We start from the raw sequence: 15450 nt of genomic DNA, 5'->3' as shown, positions 1-15450 counted from the left end.
TAACACTGATAAAAGTGAAATGCGACTAAAAAGCTCGCCGAGCGTTGAGTCGTGGTTATTGTACGGGTTTTACTTCTTTAACTGCTGTGGGAGCTGCGACTTCGTTCACCGCTTTTTCAAGCACCGTTTCCTGTGTAGCGTTTACATCGCCTGTGGCAACCGCTTTTAGGGGCGCAGCTGCTGGAATTTGTTCTTGCAGTTTTTGCGTGCCAGCTTCTATGGCCTTTTGCTGCAGTTTTTGCGGATCCGTATAGTCAGCCAGTTCTTTTGGCCAGCTTGGAACGAGTTTCTCTGCTTGATTGGTAAACTGCTCAGAGATAATTTTTGGCGAGCCACCCGTTAATAACATCACTGCCATTTGGTTGGTTTCTGAATTCCATACAAATCCGGCTTTTTCGGCCATTTCAGGCACGGGAGTATAAGTCGACACCATATAAAATAAGGGGCCTTCCTGTTGAATTTTGTCGGCAGTTTTTAACAGAGATACTGTGGTCTCATAGTTATCACCGAGTAGCGACTTCATACGATCTTTAATGAGAGGCTGTTCGAATAGCCCGACATCATTAGGATTTAATCCTACGAGGGGTTTTAGCAGTGCCCACATCAGTTGGCCTTGAGGCGACATTAACAGCAGTGGAGCAACACAGGCGTTTAGCATTAATGCGAGCCAAATAATGTTAAGGCAACGCATTTTTTTGAGCAGAGTTGTACCCAAGATGATATTTCCTTTGGAAGTACCAGCAAGTCGCCGGCGGCGGATTGTAGCCGATTGTGATTCTGTAAACGAGAGGGGGAAGAGGGTAAATTTTAAGTGTGATTTTAAGTCCAAATGTTGCTTTTTATCTATATGAATTAATTGTAATTCTCCAAATGTTGCAAAGTATCTTTATTCGAGAGTTTGTCTCCCTTCAAGTTATACCAGCTCTGCTTTTATCTAACGCTACCGTATTGAGTATGTAAAGATTGTAAACTTGGTGCTTTTTGATAATAAATATCATTTACTATCAGCCCATTAATTTTATTTCATACAGGCACTAAGTTCTGCTGTGTTTTGGCGATTTTAGGCAGCAATCCCTGAAATACCTTTTTTGAGAGTCAGTCGTTGAAATTTAAAGTCAGTAAATCATCTCTTTCCTACGCACGCATTATCCATGTCTACGTCTCAATGGCGTTGCTTTTGTTAATGCTATTTTTCGCGATTACGGGGATCACCTTAAATCACCCCAATTGGTTTTCGTCGGCGGATCAAGAGCCACTGCGCGAGCAGTTTGATATTCCCAGTTATTTAATTCCCACTGCGCCGCAGGAGCCCGAGTGGCGTTTAGCTGCGGGGCATTGGCTTAAAAGTCAATGGGATATGGATATTACCACTGCCGATATCGATGAGGATGAAATCAGCCTAGTGAGTAAGGGGCCTGGTACCTATCGCACAGTCACCCTCGATCTGCTCGACGGCAAAGCCTATATCGAGACCTTAGATTATGGCGTTGTCGCAGTGCTAAATGATCTGCACAAGGGCCGTAATACTGGAAGTGTCTGGGCTTGGGTACTCGATCTTTGTGCGCTGTTGATTATTTTGTTCTCACTCACGGGTGCTTATTTACTGTTACCTCAAACCAAAAGACTAAAAAAATCGTTGTTTTATATGGTGATCGTCAGCTCTGGCTGCGCACTTGTTTATGTTTATTTTGTTCCATAGGGAGAGCCGCTTGATGATGCGTCATCTTATTCGCACCACCGCTATCGGTGCGTTGTTTGTGAGTTCTGCGGTATTGGCCGCACCGAAAATGACCGTGGATTTAACCTTGCCAGAAATTACCGAGGGCCAGTATCACAGACCCTATGTGGCTGTATGGGTTGAGGATGCCAAGGGCCAAACCGTTAAAACCATAAGCCTATGGGTATGGGATGAAGGCCATAAATGGCTCAAGGATATTCGTCGTTGGTGGCGTAAAGCCGGACGTGAGGATATGAGCTTTGTCGATGGTATCGCCTCAGCTACACGTCCTGCGGGCCACTATAAAATTGATTGGGACTTAAAAGATGATGCAGGTAAACCTCTTGTTCCTGCCTCCTACACGGTGTTTATCGAAGTGGTGCGTGAGCATGGTGGCCGTGATTTGGTCAGACAAAACTTTGATTTATCGGCGGGGGATTTTACCGCCCAATTACCCGCCACCACTGAAACTGGCGTCATTGATATTCGCTTAAGCGGCATGACTCGCTAAGCCTAGTATTTAACGAAAAGGATATGAAGATGAAATTACGTTTTGTTGCCTTAGTTAGCGCACTGTGCCTCAGCCCATTTGCCAGCAGCCATGACCGCTGGATTCTACCTAGCCACTACAATGTGTCGGCAGAAAGTAATGAGGCAGTTTGGATTACTTCTGATGTTTCCGCTAGTAACCAAGTGTTTATGGTTGATAAGCCTGTTACGGCTAGCGATGTGAAAGTGTATTTACCCGATGGCAAGTCGAGTTCACCAAGTTCGAGCTACACTGGCGGCCGTAAATCGGTTTTCGATGTGCAGCTATTACAAGACGGCACCTATAAGTTCGAGAAAGAAGTTACGCCTCGGTATTTTTCGGTTTACAAAGTCAAAGGAAAAGAAGAGGTAGTGCGTAGCCGTCTCGATAAAAAAGCGACCGCAGCTGTCATGCCAAAGGATGCCTATGATCTTAAAGGCTCATTAACCGTTGCGAGGGTTGAAACCTATGTGACTCGCAATAAACCAACCGATAAGGTACTGGCACCTAAAGGTGAATACTTAGAATTAGTACCTATCACGCATCCTGCTGATATTGTTGAGAATGAACCTGCAACACTGCAATTTGTTTATGATGGAAAGCCCGTTGAAGGCGTCAGCGTAGCCATTATGAAGGACGGTAGCCTATACCGTAACAAGCCAGAGGAAATTAGCTTAACCTCTGATAAAGAAGGTAAAGTGGCGATGACGTTACCTGCCGCTGGCCGTTATTTATTACATGCCTCTATCGAGCGCCCAAGTCCTGATAAATCTCTTGCCGATAAGACGGTAAGCGAAATCTTTTTGACCTTCGAAGCAGGGCTTGAATAAGCTAAGACTTTATTACTAAAGTGATTAATGCCCACAAACTTAGTTTGTGGGCATTTTTGTTTTTAGCTCTTGCCGTAATTAAGATCGCACTATCATTCTTTACTACTAGCATCTGGGCGCTAGCTTCAGTAAGCTGCAAGGGTGCACAGTTCTTGATGCATCCCACGCGCATAACGATTAGAATAGCGCAATTCCACCCTGATTTTACTGTGTTGACCTTAGCGTCGGCACGGGTTGCTTTTGTTTAAAGGAGACGAAAGAAGTTATGACTAAGGTTCCTATGACAGTTGTCGGTGCAGAACAGCTGCGTAAAGAGTTAGATATGCTCAAGTTTGAACGTCGCCCTAAAATCACTGAAGCGATTGCCTCAGCGAGAGAATTAGGCGATCTGAAGGAAAACGCTGAATACCACGCAGCCCGTGAAGAGCAAGGTATTTGTGAAGCGCGTATCCGTGATATTGAAGGCAAACTTTCTAACGCGCAGATCATCGATGTGACTAAGATGGTGAACAACGGTCGTATTATTTTTGGCGCGACTGTGACTATCTTAAATCTCGATACCGATGCTGAAGTTACCTACCGAATCGTAGGTGACGATGAAGCCAACATCAAAGAAAACCTGATTTCAGTCAACTCTCCGATCGCCCGAGGATTAGTGGGTAAAAATGAAGGGGATGAAGTGTCTATCACGACCCCCGGTGGTTTGACCGACTACGAAATTATTTCGGTGCAATATATCTAAGCCTTTATATCATCAGGTTATTTACCATTGAAAGCCGCTTTTAGCGGCTTTTTTATGTCTTTTTGATACTTAACACGTTGCGCAATAAGTCTCTTTGCAGTGCAAACTTAGAAAGATGGATAAAGTTTAATTTGCCTCTGAGTTGGCAGTTACTTAAGCTGCATGCTTGGAACTTTCTATGTTTTTAATAAAGCTATTCAAGAAAGCGTTGTTTTTCCTGTAAACATTTTTCACGTAAATTGCTGCGTGCACCATTTAGGATCTGAGTTTGATTAAGTTTTGGCGCCAAGGATTAATGTTACTCTGTGTGTCGATCATTTTGATCGCCCATTCGAGTGGCTATGCGCCGCGCAGCTTAACCGCTCAGCATTTTGCGCCTAAAACAGTAGTGACAACTGTGCTGACAGCCGATACGCCGTCAATCACAGCGCAAGAAAATACGACATCGCGCCATTCAACTGAACAATCGACTGCGGACGAGAGTCAAGCGGTTTGCATTGCCTCTGATAAGGTGCAAGCCTCCGATTGTTCCGAGCCTGAATTCGTTAGTCATTCTGACGATTTTAATTTTGCCCCGGTTAACTCCCAGCGCTTTATCAATCTTGTTCAGCATGATATGCGTGAAGTGAAGCCTGTTTACCAGTTGGCCTTTGAGTTTGAACCAGAGCCTGCGCCCGCATTAGGGGAAAATATTCGCCTCGATGCTCGCCCGGATTGGACCCTCTTAGCCGAATCTTCACCCGCGCGGATCTCCGGCTGGAAAGTCTCCAACCTCCAATATCGCTTTAGTCAGCAAGCCGCTTAATTCACCGCTCCCTGTTGCAAGTTAGCAAGGCTTATCCATAACGATACCGTTTGAGTTTGTCATCTGAACCATAGGTCGTTAAGGATGCCTTTGATTAACTTTGCATTTTGTCATCCGAAACCTGTACCCGATAACCTAGCCTCAAAGCCTGCGGAATGATAGCCGCTGATATGACTGAATTGCATTGGATTAAACGCATTCGGTTTAGACGGATTTGAATCGGTTATCACCACTGAGTTTGCTGCGTTTAGCGTACTCTTTGTTGAATTCGTGTTTACAGGTTTCACCGTACATACAGTGATTGTGCGCTCATGTTTGAAGGCGTTAATACGCCACTGATTACTATCCGAGCGTGCAAAACTATGCGAGTGATATCTATGGATAAAATTCAGAGTAAAAAGCTGCTAAATCATTATTCAGCTTGGAAATACGTTGTGCTAATTGTCACGATTATTGTGATGTTATTTAGCGCTTTACCGACTTGGTATGGTGAAGACGCCGCAGTGCAGGTGGGCGCTAAAGCAGGGCTTAACTTAACCCCTATTGAACTGCGGGATAAATTAAAAGCGCAGGGCGTTGAGGTGAAGCGTATCGAAGTTAAGCATGCCCAACATGGCAACGCCAATAGCTCAGAAGATGGGCAAACCCTTATTGTACTGAATGATGACAGCGAGCAAACCTTAGTGAAGACCTTAGTGTCATCCATGGTGAGTGAGCCGAAAGAACTCACGCTGGCATTGGTGAGTGCTGCGCCGAGTTGGCTGCAAAATATGGGTTTTGAACCGATTAAGCTCGGGCTTGATTTACGCGGCGGGGTGCAATTTTTGCTGGATGTGGATGTACAACCTGTCTACCAAGCCCAAGCAGATGCCCTAGTCGAATCCTTAAGACAATTTTTACGCGAACAACAAATCCGTGGCGCCAGTGTGCGTATTGACAACACGCGCGATGATGCCGGATTACAAATAGCGGTTGCATTAACGGATGCTTCAGCATCAGACAATAACGCCCGTGCTGCCATACGTCAGTTTATCCAGCAAAGCTATCCAACTTGGCAATTAACCAATGGGGATAATGGCTTAGTGGTCAAACTTGCTCAAGATGAGCAAATTAAGTTACGTAATTTAACGGTGCAGCAAAACCTGCAAATCATGCGTAGCCGTATTGAAGAGTTGGGGATCACTGAGGCTCTAGTGCAGCGTCAGGGTGAACACCGTATCCGCATCGAGCTGCCTGGTGTGCAAGACCCCGCCGCCGCGAAAAACGTGATTGGTGCGACCGCAAGCTTGGCCTTTTTTGAGGTTAAAGAATCGGGTTCAGTGAACGCGCAGGTGCTGAAGGACAAATCTGGCAATCCCGTTTATGTGGCACGCACGCCCGTATTAGGTGGCGATCATATTGTCGATGCCCGTGCCAATATTGGTGAAATGGGCATGGCCGAAGTGAACATTCACCTCGACCGTATTGGCGGGCAGAAGATGTCGGAGTTCTCCCGCGCCAATATCGGTAAGCCGATGGCAACATCCTATAGCGAATATAGCCGGGATGAGCAGGGCAAAGCTAAGCAAACACAACAGATCATTAGCGTCGCGACCATTCAATCCCAACTAGGTGATCGTTTCCGTATTACTGGTGCAGGGACTTATCAAGAAGCGCAACAATTAGCGCTGCTGCTGCGTGCAGGTTCAATGACGGCGCCTGTAACAATCGTTGAAGAACGCACGATTGGCCCAACACTTGGTGCTGAAAATATTGAAAACGGCTTTGCCGCACTCGGTTTAGGTATGGGGATTACGCTGCTATTTATGGCGCTCTGGTATCGCCGCCTCGGTTGGGTGGCAAACGTGGCACTGATTTCTAATATGGTGATCCTGTTTGGCCTACTAGCGCTTATTCCTGGAGCAGTACTGACCTTACCTGGTATTGCAGGTCTAGTATTGACTGTCGGCATGGCGGTCGATACTAACGTGCTGATATTCGAACGGATAAAAGATAAGTTAAAGGAAGGACGAAGCTTTGCCCTTGCCATCGATACTGGTTTTGATAGTGCATTTTCAACCATTTTCGACGCCAACTTCACTACGATGATCACCGCAGTTGTGCTCTATTCCATCGGTAATGGTCCGATCCAAGGTTTTGCCTTGACCTTAGGCTTAGGTCTTCTGACCAGTATGTTTACCGGTATTTTTGCTTCAAGAGCCTTGATTAACCTTGTTTATGGGCGTGATGCGCGCCGTCATGTGAGGGTATAAAAATGAAGAATATTAATCTGACTAAATGGCGTTATATTTCGAGCGCTATCTCGATCTTTTTAATGCTGGCCTCACTTACTATCATCGGCGTGAAGGGTTTTAATTGGGGCTTAGATTTTACTGGCGGGGTGGTAACCGAAGTACAACTTGATAAAAGAATCACCACTAGCGAATTGCAGCCATTACTGAACGCGGCTTATCAGCAAGAAGTGACTGTGATATCTGCGAGTGAGCCTGGGCGTTGGGTATTGCGTTATGCCGACACTGCACAAAGCAATGTGGATATTGCGCAAACCTTAGCGCCACTGGGCGAAGTGCAAGTGCTAAATACCAGTATTGTCGGCCCGCAGGTGGGTAAAGAGCTGGCAGAGCAGGGGGGACTCGCGTTATTAGTCGCTATGTTAGCTATCTTAGGCTATTTGAGTTATCGCTTTGAATGGCGCCTCGCCTCTGGTGCGCTATTTGCGTTAGTACACGACGTCATTTTTGTACTCGCGTTTTTTGCGCTGACACAGATGGAATTTAATCTAACTGTGCTCGCGGCGGTGCTGGCTATCCTTGGCTACTCACTGAATGACTCAATCATTATTGCCGATCGTATTCGTGAGTTATTGATTGCAAAACCCAAACTTGCGATTCAGGAGATTAACAACCAAGCGATTGTCGCGACATTTTCGCGCACTATGGTGACCTCGGGGACCACTCTGATGACGGTTGGAGCACTATGGATAATGGGCGGTGGGCCGCTAGAAGGGTTCTCGATAGCCATGTTTATCGGCATTTTAACCGGCACGTTCTCCTCGATATCAGTCGGGACCTCCTTGCCAGAGTTTCTCGGCTTAGCCCCTGAGCACTATCAAGTTAAACCCATTAGTGATACACCGTAGACGTTAAAACAAAACGGCCACTCATTTGAGTGGCCGTTTTGTTTAAGGCTGGAAAATTATTTCGCTCTTGGCAAAGCAATTTTCATTTCTGGTGATTGACGATAAATCACCAGAATATGACCAATAAGTTGCACTTTTGCAGATTGAGTTTCACGTACTATGGCATCAACGATGGCATTTTTTAGCTCTCTGTCGGCAGAGGCTACTTTCACTTTAATCAATTCATGATAAGCGAGTGCGCTTTCAATTTCAGCGAGTACACCTTCAGTCAATCCATTGGCACCAAGCAGCACCACTGGCTTTAAATTATGCGCCAGACCTTTTAAATGCTGTTTTTGTTTGGTTGTTAAGTTCATTTCTACCAACTTTTGCTGAGTTACTGTTGAAAAACCGCTATTCTACCCTTATATAGCCTTTGTGTAACTCTCAATTGTTGCGGATTTTAAATGTCAGGTAAAAAACGTACGGCCAGTTCCAATCGCTGGATGCTGGAACACTTTGATGATCATTATGTCAAACTAGCACAGAAACGGGGATTGCGTTCTCGCGCTGCGTTTAAGCTTGAAGAGCTTCAGCAAAAGGATCAATTGATCCGCCCAGGTATGACGGTTGTTGACTTAGGGGCCGCTCCAGGTGGTTGGTCACAGGTTGCTGTTAAGCTAGCTGGAGACAAAGGTAAAGTCATCGCCTGTGATATTTTACCTATGGATCCCATCGTCGGCGTGGATTTCTTGCAAGGGGACTTTCGTGAAGAGAAAGTGCTCGAAGCATTGCTAACTCGCGTCGGTGCGGATAAGGTTGACGTTGTATTGTCTGATATGGCGCCCAACATGAGTGGTTCAGATGGTGTCGATCAGCCGCGCGCCATGTATTTAGTCGAGTTGGCGTTAGATATGTGTCATCAAGTTTTGGCACCTAACGGCAGTTTTGCGGTCAAAGTCTTTCAGGGGGAGGGGTTTGACGAATATATGAAGGCGGTTAAAGAGGCATTCAAAGTCGTAAAAACACGTAAACCGGACTCGTCGCGGGCACGCTCCCGTGAGGTCTATCTTGTGGCGACAGGGTACAAGTTGTAGTACTCTAGCGTTAATCATCGCAAGACTTTATGAGGTCTAGTAATTTGAGTGACATGGCAAAAAATCTAATACTCTGGGTTGTCATCGCCGTTGTGCTGATGTCAGTGTTTCAGGGTTACTCCCCCTCTTCTTCGTCATCGCAGAAGATGGATTATTCTACTTTCCTAGACAATGTTCGTGATGGACAAGTCGCCAGCGTTGAAGTGAAAAGTGACCAACGTACTATCGAAGGTTCTAAGCGCACTGGCGAAAAATTCACGACCATCATGCCACTGTATGACCAAGATTTAATTAATGATCTTGACCGTAAAGGCATCACCATGAAAGGCCAAGAAGCCGAAGAATCGGGGTTCTTAACCCAGATCTTTATTTCTTGGTTCCCGATGTTGCTGCTGATTGGGGTATGGATTTTCTTTATGCGTCAAATGCAGGGCGGCGGTGGCAAAGGCGCTATGTCCTTTGGCAAGAGCAAAGCCAAGCTGATGAGCGAAGATCAAATCAAGACCACTTTTGCTGACGTTGCTGGCTGTGATGAAGCCAAAGAAGAAGTGAAAGAGCTGGTCGATTACCTGCGTGATCCAACCAAATTCCAAAAACTGGGTGGCCGTATTCCAACGGGCGTGCTCATGGTTGGCCCGCCAGGTACAGGTAAAACCTTACTGGCTAAAGCGATTGCGGGCGAGTCAAAGGTACCTTTCTTTACCATTTCAGGTTCTGACTTCGTAGAAATGTTCGTCGGTGTCGGTGCATCTCGTGTGCGTGATATGTTTGAACAAGCGAAGAAATCAGCCCCTTGTATCATCTTCATCGACGAAATCGATGCCGTAGGTCGCCAACGTGGCGCAGGCTTAGGTGGTGGTCACGATGAGCGTGAGCAAACCCTTAACCAGATGCTGGTTGAGATGGATGGCTTCGAAGGTAACGAAGGGATTATCGTGATTGCGGCGACCAACCGCCCTGACGTATTGGACTCTGCGCTGCTGCGTCCAGGTCGTTTCGACCGTCAAGTGGTTGTTGGCTTGCCAGATGTTCGCGGTCGTGAGCAAATTCTTAAAGTGCATATGCGTAAAGTGCCACTTTCTGAAGATGTTAAAGCGAGCGTGATTGCCCGTGGTACCCCAGGTTTCTCCGGTGCCGATTTAGCCAACTTAGTTAACGAGGCTGCACTGTTTGCGGCGCGCGGTAACCGCCGTGTTGTTGGTATGGAAGAATTCGAGCGTGCAAAAGACAAGATCATGATGGGTGCTGAGCGCCGCTCTATGGTGATGTCAGAAGCCGAGAAAGAAATGACGGCATACCACGAAGCGGGCCACGCGATTGTGGGCTGTTTAGTGCCAGAGCATGACCCTGTGCACAAGGTCACCATTATTCCACGTGGTCGTGCACTCGGCGTGACCTTCTTCTTACCTGAGGCCGATGCGATTAGCCAAAGCCGTCGTAAGTTAGAAAGCCAGATTTCGGTTGCCTACGGTGGTCGTTTAGCCGAAGAGCTGATCTACGGTAGCGAAAAAGTGTCTACAGGCGCTTCGCAAGACATTAAATACGCCACATCGATTGCCCGTAATATGGTGACCCAATGGGGCTTCTCCGACAAGCTTGGTCCATTACTCTATGCCGAGGAAGAAGGTGAAGTGTTCTTAGGTCGTAGCATGGGTAAAGCCAAGGCGATGTCCGATGAGACTGCGACGCTTATCGATGCTGAAGTGAAGGCCTTTATCGACAAAAACTACGGCCGTGCCAAGCAAATTCTGCTGGATAACATCGATATTCTGCATTCGATGAAAGACGCGCTGATGAAGTATGAAACCATTGATTCACTGCAAATTGACGATTTGATGAACCGTCGTGAAGTGCGTCAGCCTGCTGATTGGCAAGCAGATGACAATGGTTCAAATGACAAAGGCAATGGCAAAGGTGAACCTGCGGTTAAAGTCGACGAAGTGGTTAAGTCAGCGCCTGTTGAGTCAGAGCTGAAAGATGCCGATGAGTCACCCGCTAAATAACGTTTGTTAATTGAAAGAGAACCCCGTTAAGGGGTTTTCTTGTTTTATCTTGCTAGAAAATTGACTGCGCTGTCATTCAATATAAATCAGTTACATGAGTGAACTGCGCAGAATACGGATGAAACGCGCTAGCAAGCTGTCCCAAATGGAGTCAATGCGTGTTTGAATTAATTGCTGGAACCAAACGCTTATCCTTAGCTTCGCCCGTAGTCATGGGCATTCTGAATGTTACTCCCGATTCTTTTTCCGACGGTGGAAAGTTTTCTTCTTTTGAACTGGCTTGCCAGCATGCCGATGAAATGGTTGCTCAAGGAGCGCTCATCATCGATATCGGTGGCGAGTCGACAAGGCCAGGTGCGGCCGATGTGACGGTTGAGGATGAACTCGCACGGGTTATCCCTTTGGTAGAATATGTCGCGAAACACCATGATGTGTGGATTTCGGTTGATACTAGTAAACCAGATGTGATGCGACAGGCGGTAAATGCTGGCGCGCACTTGATCAACGATGTTCGGGCGTTATTGGAGCCAGGGGCACTAGAGACTGCGGCGCAGTTGAATGTGCCCATTTGTTTGATGCACATGCAGGGCGCGCCGCGTACTATGCAATCGGCGCCCGAATATCAAGACGTTATTGCCGATGTCTTTAAATTCCTCAATGAGCGTATTCAAGCCTGTTTGGAGGCTGGGATCCCGCGGGAACGGTTGTTAATCGACCCAGGTTTTGGCTTTGGTAAAACCTTAGAACATAACTATGAACTGCTAGCAAAGTTAGAGCGTTTTGCGCAGTTTGAACTGCCAATATTGATAGGTTTATCCCGTAAGAGCATGATAGGAAACCTCCTTGCTAGGCCGACCTCTGAGCGCTTAGCTGGGAGCCTTGCTGGCGCCATGATAGCGGCCCAGAAAGGGGCACATATTATTCGTGTCCATGATGTCCCTGAAACTGTCGATATGCTGAAAGTGTTACAAGCGACACAGGCATATCTATAAAGGCTATTTTTGTTAAGTATTTCATTAATATTATGGTCCCAATCGAAGGGACACATTGAAGTTTGTGGGGCGATATGAGCGAACGTAAATTTTTTGGAACCGATGGTATTCGTGGCAAGGTAGGTTCAGGCCAGATGACACCCGAGCTGGCATTAAAGTTGGGTTGGGCTGCTGGACGGGTGTTATCCCGTAGCGGCACTAAGAAAGTGATTATTGGTAAAGATACCCGTATCTCGGGGTATATGTTTGAATCAGCTTTAGAGGCGGGCCTTTCGGCAGCGGGTTTGAATGTGATGCTGATGGGGCCCATGCCAACGCCAGCGGTGGCTTATTTGACTCGTACTTTTCGCGCCGAAGCAGGTGTGGTAATTAGTGCTTCCCACAACCCTTACTATGATAACGGCATTAAGTTTTTCTCAACTGATGGCAGTAAGCTTGATGATAATCTTGAGCTTGAAATCGAAGCCGAATTAGAAAAGCCCTTAGAGTGTGTTGAATCACATCTGTTGGGCAAAGTGTCACGAATTGAAGATGCTCGCGGTCGTTACATCGAATACTGCAAAGGTAATTTCCCTGCAGATCACACATTAACAGGGTTAAAAATTGTCGTCGATTGTGCCCATGGTGCAACTTATCACATCGCACCAGCGGTATTTCGCGAGTTAGGCGCCGAAGTGATTGCCATTGGTGATAAACCAAACGGAGTCAATATCAATGACAAAGTCGGCGCAACGTCCATGGCGAAGATTTGCGAAACTGTTTTGGCCGAAAGTGCCGATTTAGGGATTGCGCTCGATGGCGATGGTGACCGAATTATGATGGTCAATAGCAAAGGTGAGGTGATCGATGGCGATCAAATTCTTTATATCCTTGCCTGTGATGCCAAGACTCGTGGTGTGTTACGCGGAGGTGTGGTTGGGACGTTAATGTCTAACCTTGGCCTCGATTTAGCACTTCAGGCGTTGGATATTCCCTTTGCTCGCTCTAAAGTGGGCGACCGTTATGTGATGGAGTTACTCAAAGAACTCGATTGGCGTATCGGCGGTGAAAACTCGGGGCATATTCTTAACCTCGACCATGGCACGACCGGTGATGGTATTGTTGCTGGTATTTTGGTGCTGGCGGCCATGCGTCGTCAAAATGCAACCTTAGAGCAGTTAACTGCGCCAATGGAAATGTTGCCACAGGTGTTGGTGAATGTGCGTTTTGAAGGCGAACATGATCCATTAAGCTCAGATAAAGTTAAAGCTGCTCAAGCTCAGGTTGAATCACAACTGGGCGCTCGAGGTCGCGTATTGCTACGCAAATCAGGTACTGAACCGTTAATTCGCGTGATGGTTGAAGGTGATGATCACAATGCTGTGTTAGCGCACGCTAATTTGATTGCAGATGCGGTAAAATCGGCGAGCTAATCAAACCAATCTTTAGTCGAGTGCAGCTGATACCGATTAAAAATGAAGGTGTTAGCTGCATTAATGAGCAGGAATAGGGTTTGGCGTGTAAAAAGTAAGCATTCCAACCTAATATCTGAAAAATTTCGAATTTAGCTATTGTAACTTAATAAGTGGTTCGCTATTATTCACGCCGCTTTCAGAGGAGACAGTGATGGCACTCAGACGTCCTATGGTAGCTGGCAATTGGAAGATGAACGGCAGTGCGGCGTTAGCCCAAGAGTTGTTCAAGAAGTTTGCCTCAAAGCTCCAAAATGATTCAGCTGAAGTGGTTTTATGCCCGCCTTCTATCTATCTAGAAAGCGTAAGGCAACTGCTAGAAGCAAACAAGGAAGCGTTAGACGGTTCACTTGTTAGGATGGGCGCTCAAAATTTAAGTCAACATGACTTTGGCGCTTATACCGGAGAAGTTTCGGGTCAGATGCTTAAAGATTGCGGATGCCGATATGTGATTATCGGGCATTCAGAACGTCGCCGTATGTACGGAGAGACGAGTAATATCGTAGCGGAGAAATTTGCCGCTGCACAAAAGCACGGTTTAACCCCCATCTTATGTGTGGGTGAATCAGGTCCAGCACGTGAAGCAAGACGTACCTTTGAGGTGATTGCAGAAGAGTTGGACATAGTGATCCAGAAAAATGGCACTATGGCTTTTGATAACGCCATTATCGCTTACGAGCCATTATGGGCTGTAGGGACTGGTAAGAGTGCGACACCAGAGCAGGCACAAGAAGTACATGCGTTTATACGCAAGCGTCTCTCTGAAGTGTCTCCGTTTATCGGAGAAAATATCAGGATTTTGTACGGTGGCAGTGTGACACCGAGTAATGCGGCAGATTTATTTGCCCAACCTGATGTTGATGGTGGACTGATTGGCGGTGCCAGTTTAAACTCTACCGAGTTTTTAAGTCTGTGTACCATAGCGATGAGCGCATAATATGTATGAAGTTTTAGTGGTTGTTTACTTGTTGGTTGCATTAGGTTTAATTGGCCTAATCTTAATCCAGCAAGGTAAAGGAGCTGATATGGGTGCCTCTTTTGGCGCCGGTGCATCAGGTACCTTATTCGGTTCAAGCGGTTCAGGTAACTTCCTGACACGCACAACGGCGATTCTTGCCATTGCGTTTTTCACGTTAAGTCTGCTGATCGGCAACTTAAGTGCAAACCACGCAAAAAATGAAGATGCATGGAAAAATTTAGGTGCTGATGAACAGGTTACCCAGCCAGTTGATCAAGCAACCGAAAAGTCAGAAACCAAAATTCCTGACTAGTAAAAGGTGTCGCCGAGGTGGTGAAATTGGTAGACGCGCAGCCTTGAGGTGGCTGTGTCCTAACGGACGTGCGGGTTCAAGTCCCGCTCTCGGCACCATAATTAAACTAAGTAAGTCCAAACAAGAACTGACTTAGTTATTGCAAGCAAAGACGATAGTCAATATACTTGCACACAGTTGACGCGGGGTGGAGCAGCTTGGTAGCTCGTCGGGCTCATAACCCGAAGGTCGTCGGTTCAAATCCGGCCCCCGCAACCAGCTCCTAGTAATGAATGTTGTTTAATTCATTATGGTTTACAGGTTCTTGAAGCTAATAACCTCGTCATTACGGGGTTTTTTGTTGTCTGGGACTTTTAAATTTGTCGTATTGTTTACGGCGTTTTACTAGGGCTATTAAGCCCTTTTTTGTTTTTTCGGGGGTCAAATTTGGCAACATTAGAATCCAGACTGGCAGAGATGCTCAAAGTGCCTGTGGAAGCACTCGGTTTCCAACTTTGGGGCATTGAATATGTTCAAGCGGGTAACCATTCAGTCCTGCGCGTGTTCATTGATGGTGAGAATGGCATCAATATCGAAGATTGTGCCAACGTGAGTCGCCAAGTCAGTGCTGTGCTCGATGTTGAAGACCCTATTTCTACTGAATATACCTTAGAGGTTTCTTCGCCTGGTGTAGATAGACCGCTGTTCACTGCTGAGCAATATGCGTCCTATATCGGCGAGGATGTCAAGCTTCAACTGACTATGCCTGTCGCGGGCAGTCGTAATTTAAAAGGCGCCATTACTCAGGTTGACGGTCAAATGCTGTCGGTGAAAGTAAATGGTAAAGAGCTGGTTGTCGCCTTGGATAATATCCGTAAAGGCAACATCATCGCAAAGTTTTGATGGTTTCAAGGTG

16 protein-coding genes and 2 tRNA genes are annotated in these 15450 nt (G+C 46.5%); 16 read left to right on the top strand and 2 right to left on the bottom strand.

Annotated elements, in window-relative coordinates:
• Window positions 1–55: 55 nt before the first annotated feature.
• On the bottom strand, window positions 56–691 hold the full coding sequence (locus IEY09_RS05925; RefSeq protein ID WP_037415206.1) for a hypothetical protein: 636 nt from the start codon (window positions 689–691) through the stop codon (window positions 56–58).
• Between the two features lie 411 nt (window positions 692–1102).
• Here IEY09_RS05925 and IEY09_RS05920 point away from each other — a divergent pair, with 411 nt between their 5' ends.
• From IEY09_RS05920 to secF, 7 genes are all read left to right on the top strand, one after another.
• Window positions 1103–1699 (top strand): PepSY-associated TM helix domain-containing protein, encoded by a 597-nt coding sequence (locus IEY09_RS05920; RefSeq protein ID WP_088585995.1) that lies wholly within the window; start codon window positions 1103–1105, stop codon window positions 1697–1699.
• A 16-nt stretch (window positions 1700–1715) separates the two neighbouring features.
• Complete coding sequence (locus IEY09_RS05915) at window positions 1716–2228, top strand: DUF2271 domain-containing protein (protein WP_037415282.1); 513 nt, start codon at window positions 1716–1718, stop codon at window positions 2226–2228.
• Between the two features lie 29 nt (window positions 2229–2257).
• Window positions 2258–3076 (top strand): DUF4198 domain-containing protein, encoded by an 819-nt coding sequence (locus IEY09_RS05910; protein ID WP_188870233.1) that lies wholly within the window; start codon window positions 2258–2260, stop codon window positions 3074–3076.
• 265 nt (window positions 3077–3341) lie between these two features.
• On the top strand, window positions 3342–3818 hold the full coding sequence (greA, locus tag IEY09_RS05905; protein ID WP_011071421.1) for a transcription elongation factor GreA: 477 nt from the start codon (window positions 3342–3344) through the stop codon (window positions 3816–3818).
• A 295-nt stretch (window positions 3819–4113) separates the two neighbouring features.
• Window positions 4114–4623: a hypothetical protein gene (locus tag IEY09_RS05900; protein WP_047540209.1), complete on the top strand. Its 510-nt coding sequence runs from the start codon at window positions 4114–4116 to the stop codon at window positions 4621–4623.
• Window positions 4624–5000: 377 nt separating this feature from the next.
• Window positions 5001–6875: a protein translocase subunit SecD gene (gene secD / locus IEY09_RS05895; RefSeq protein WP_047535332.1), complete on the top strand. Its 1875-nt coding sequence runs from the start codon at window positions 5001–5003 to the stop codon at window positions 6873–6875.
• A 2-nt stretch (window positions 6876–6877) separates the two neighbouring features.
• On the top strand, window positions 6878–7762 hold the full coding sequence (gene secF, locus IEY09_RS05890; RefSeq protein ID WP_037415220.1) for a protein translocase subunit SecF: 885 nt from the start codon (window positions 6878–6880) through the stop codon (window positions 7760–7762).
• A gap of 56 nt (window positions 7763–7818) precedes the next feature.
• Here the strand turns inward: secF and yhbY are convergent, their stop codons facing one another.
• Window positions 7819–8118, bottom strand: coding sequence for a ribosome assembly RNA-binding protein YhbY (yhbY, locus tag IEY09_RS05885; RefSeq protein ID WP_011071425.1), 300 nt, complete (start codon window positions 8116–8118; stop codon window positions 7819–7821).
• Window positions 8119–8208: 90 nt separating this feature from the next.
• Between yhbY and rlmE the strand changes: the two genes are divergently transcribed.
• The 9 genes from rlmE to rimP all read left to right on the top strand — a co-directional run bounded on the left by rlmE (window position 8209) and on the right by rimP (window position 15437).
• On the top strand, window positions 8209–8838 hold the full coding sequence (rlmE, locus tag IEY09_RS05880; RefSeq protein WP_011625490.1) for a 23S rRNA (uridine(2552)-2'-O)-methyltransferase RlmE: 630 nt from the start codon (window positions 8209–8211) through the stop codon (window positions 8836–8838).
• 29 nt (window positions 8839–8867) lie between these two features.
• On the top strand, window positions 8868–10841 hold the full coding sequence (gene ftsH, locus IEY09_RS05875) for an ATP-dependent zinc metalloprotease FtsH (RefSeq protein ID WP_037429699.1): 1974 nt from the start codon (window positions 8868–8870) through the stop codon (window positions 10839–10841).
• A gap of 158 nt (window positions 10842–10999) precedes the next feature.
• Entirely contained in the window at window positions 11000–11833 is an 834-nt protein-coding gene (folP, locus tag IEY09_RS05870; RefSeq protein ID WP_037415229.1) for a dihydropteroate synthase, read from the top strand.
• A 74-nt stretch (window positions 11834–11907) separates the two neighbouring features.
• Entirely contained in the window at window positions 11908–13245 is a 1338-nt protein-coding gene (gene glmM, locus IEY09_RS05865; RefSeq protein ID WP_188870232.1) for a phosphoglucosamine mutase, read from the top strand.
• A 193-nt stretch (window positions 13246–13438) separates the two neighbouring features.
• Window positions 13439–14221 (top strand): triose-phosphate isomerase, encoded by a 783-nt coding sequence (gene tpiA, locus IEY09_RS05860; protein ID WP_011071430.1) that lies wholly within the window; start codon window positions 13439–13441, stop codon window positions 14219–14221.
• Between the two features lies 1 nt (window position 14222).
• On the top strand, window positions 14223–14555 hold the full coding sequence (secG, locus tag IEY09_RS05855; protein ID WP_011716140.1) for a preprotein translocase subunit SecG: 333 nt from the start codon (window positions 14223–14225) through the stop codon (window positions 14553–14555).
• A gap of 11 nt (window positions 14556–14566) precedes the next feature.
• Window positions 14567–14653, top strand: a tRNA-Leu gene (locus IEY09_RS05850).
• Window positions 14654–14736: 83 nt separating this feature from the next.
• Window positions 14737–14813, top strand: a tRNA-Met gene (locus tag IEY09_RS05845).
• A gap of 168 nt (window positions 14814–14981) precedes the next feature.
• Window positions 14982–15437, top strand: a complete 456-nt coding sequence (rimP, locus tag IEY09_RS05840; protein WP_099456845.1) for a ribosome maturation factor RimP — start codon at window positions 14982–14984, stop codon at window positions 15435–15437.
• Window positions 15438–15450 lie beyond the last annotated feature (13 nt).

Source organism: Shewanella xiamenensis (assembly GCF_014647135.1).
In the GTDB taxonomy this organism is placed as follows: domain Bacteria; phylum Pseudomonadota; class Gammaproteobacteria; order Enterobacterales; family Shewanellaceae; genus Shewanella; species Shewanella xiamenensis.
Note: the sequence above shows the minus strand (reverse complement) of the source record. Positions and strands in the feature narration are given on the sequence as shown.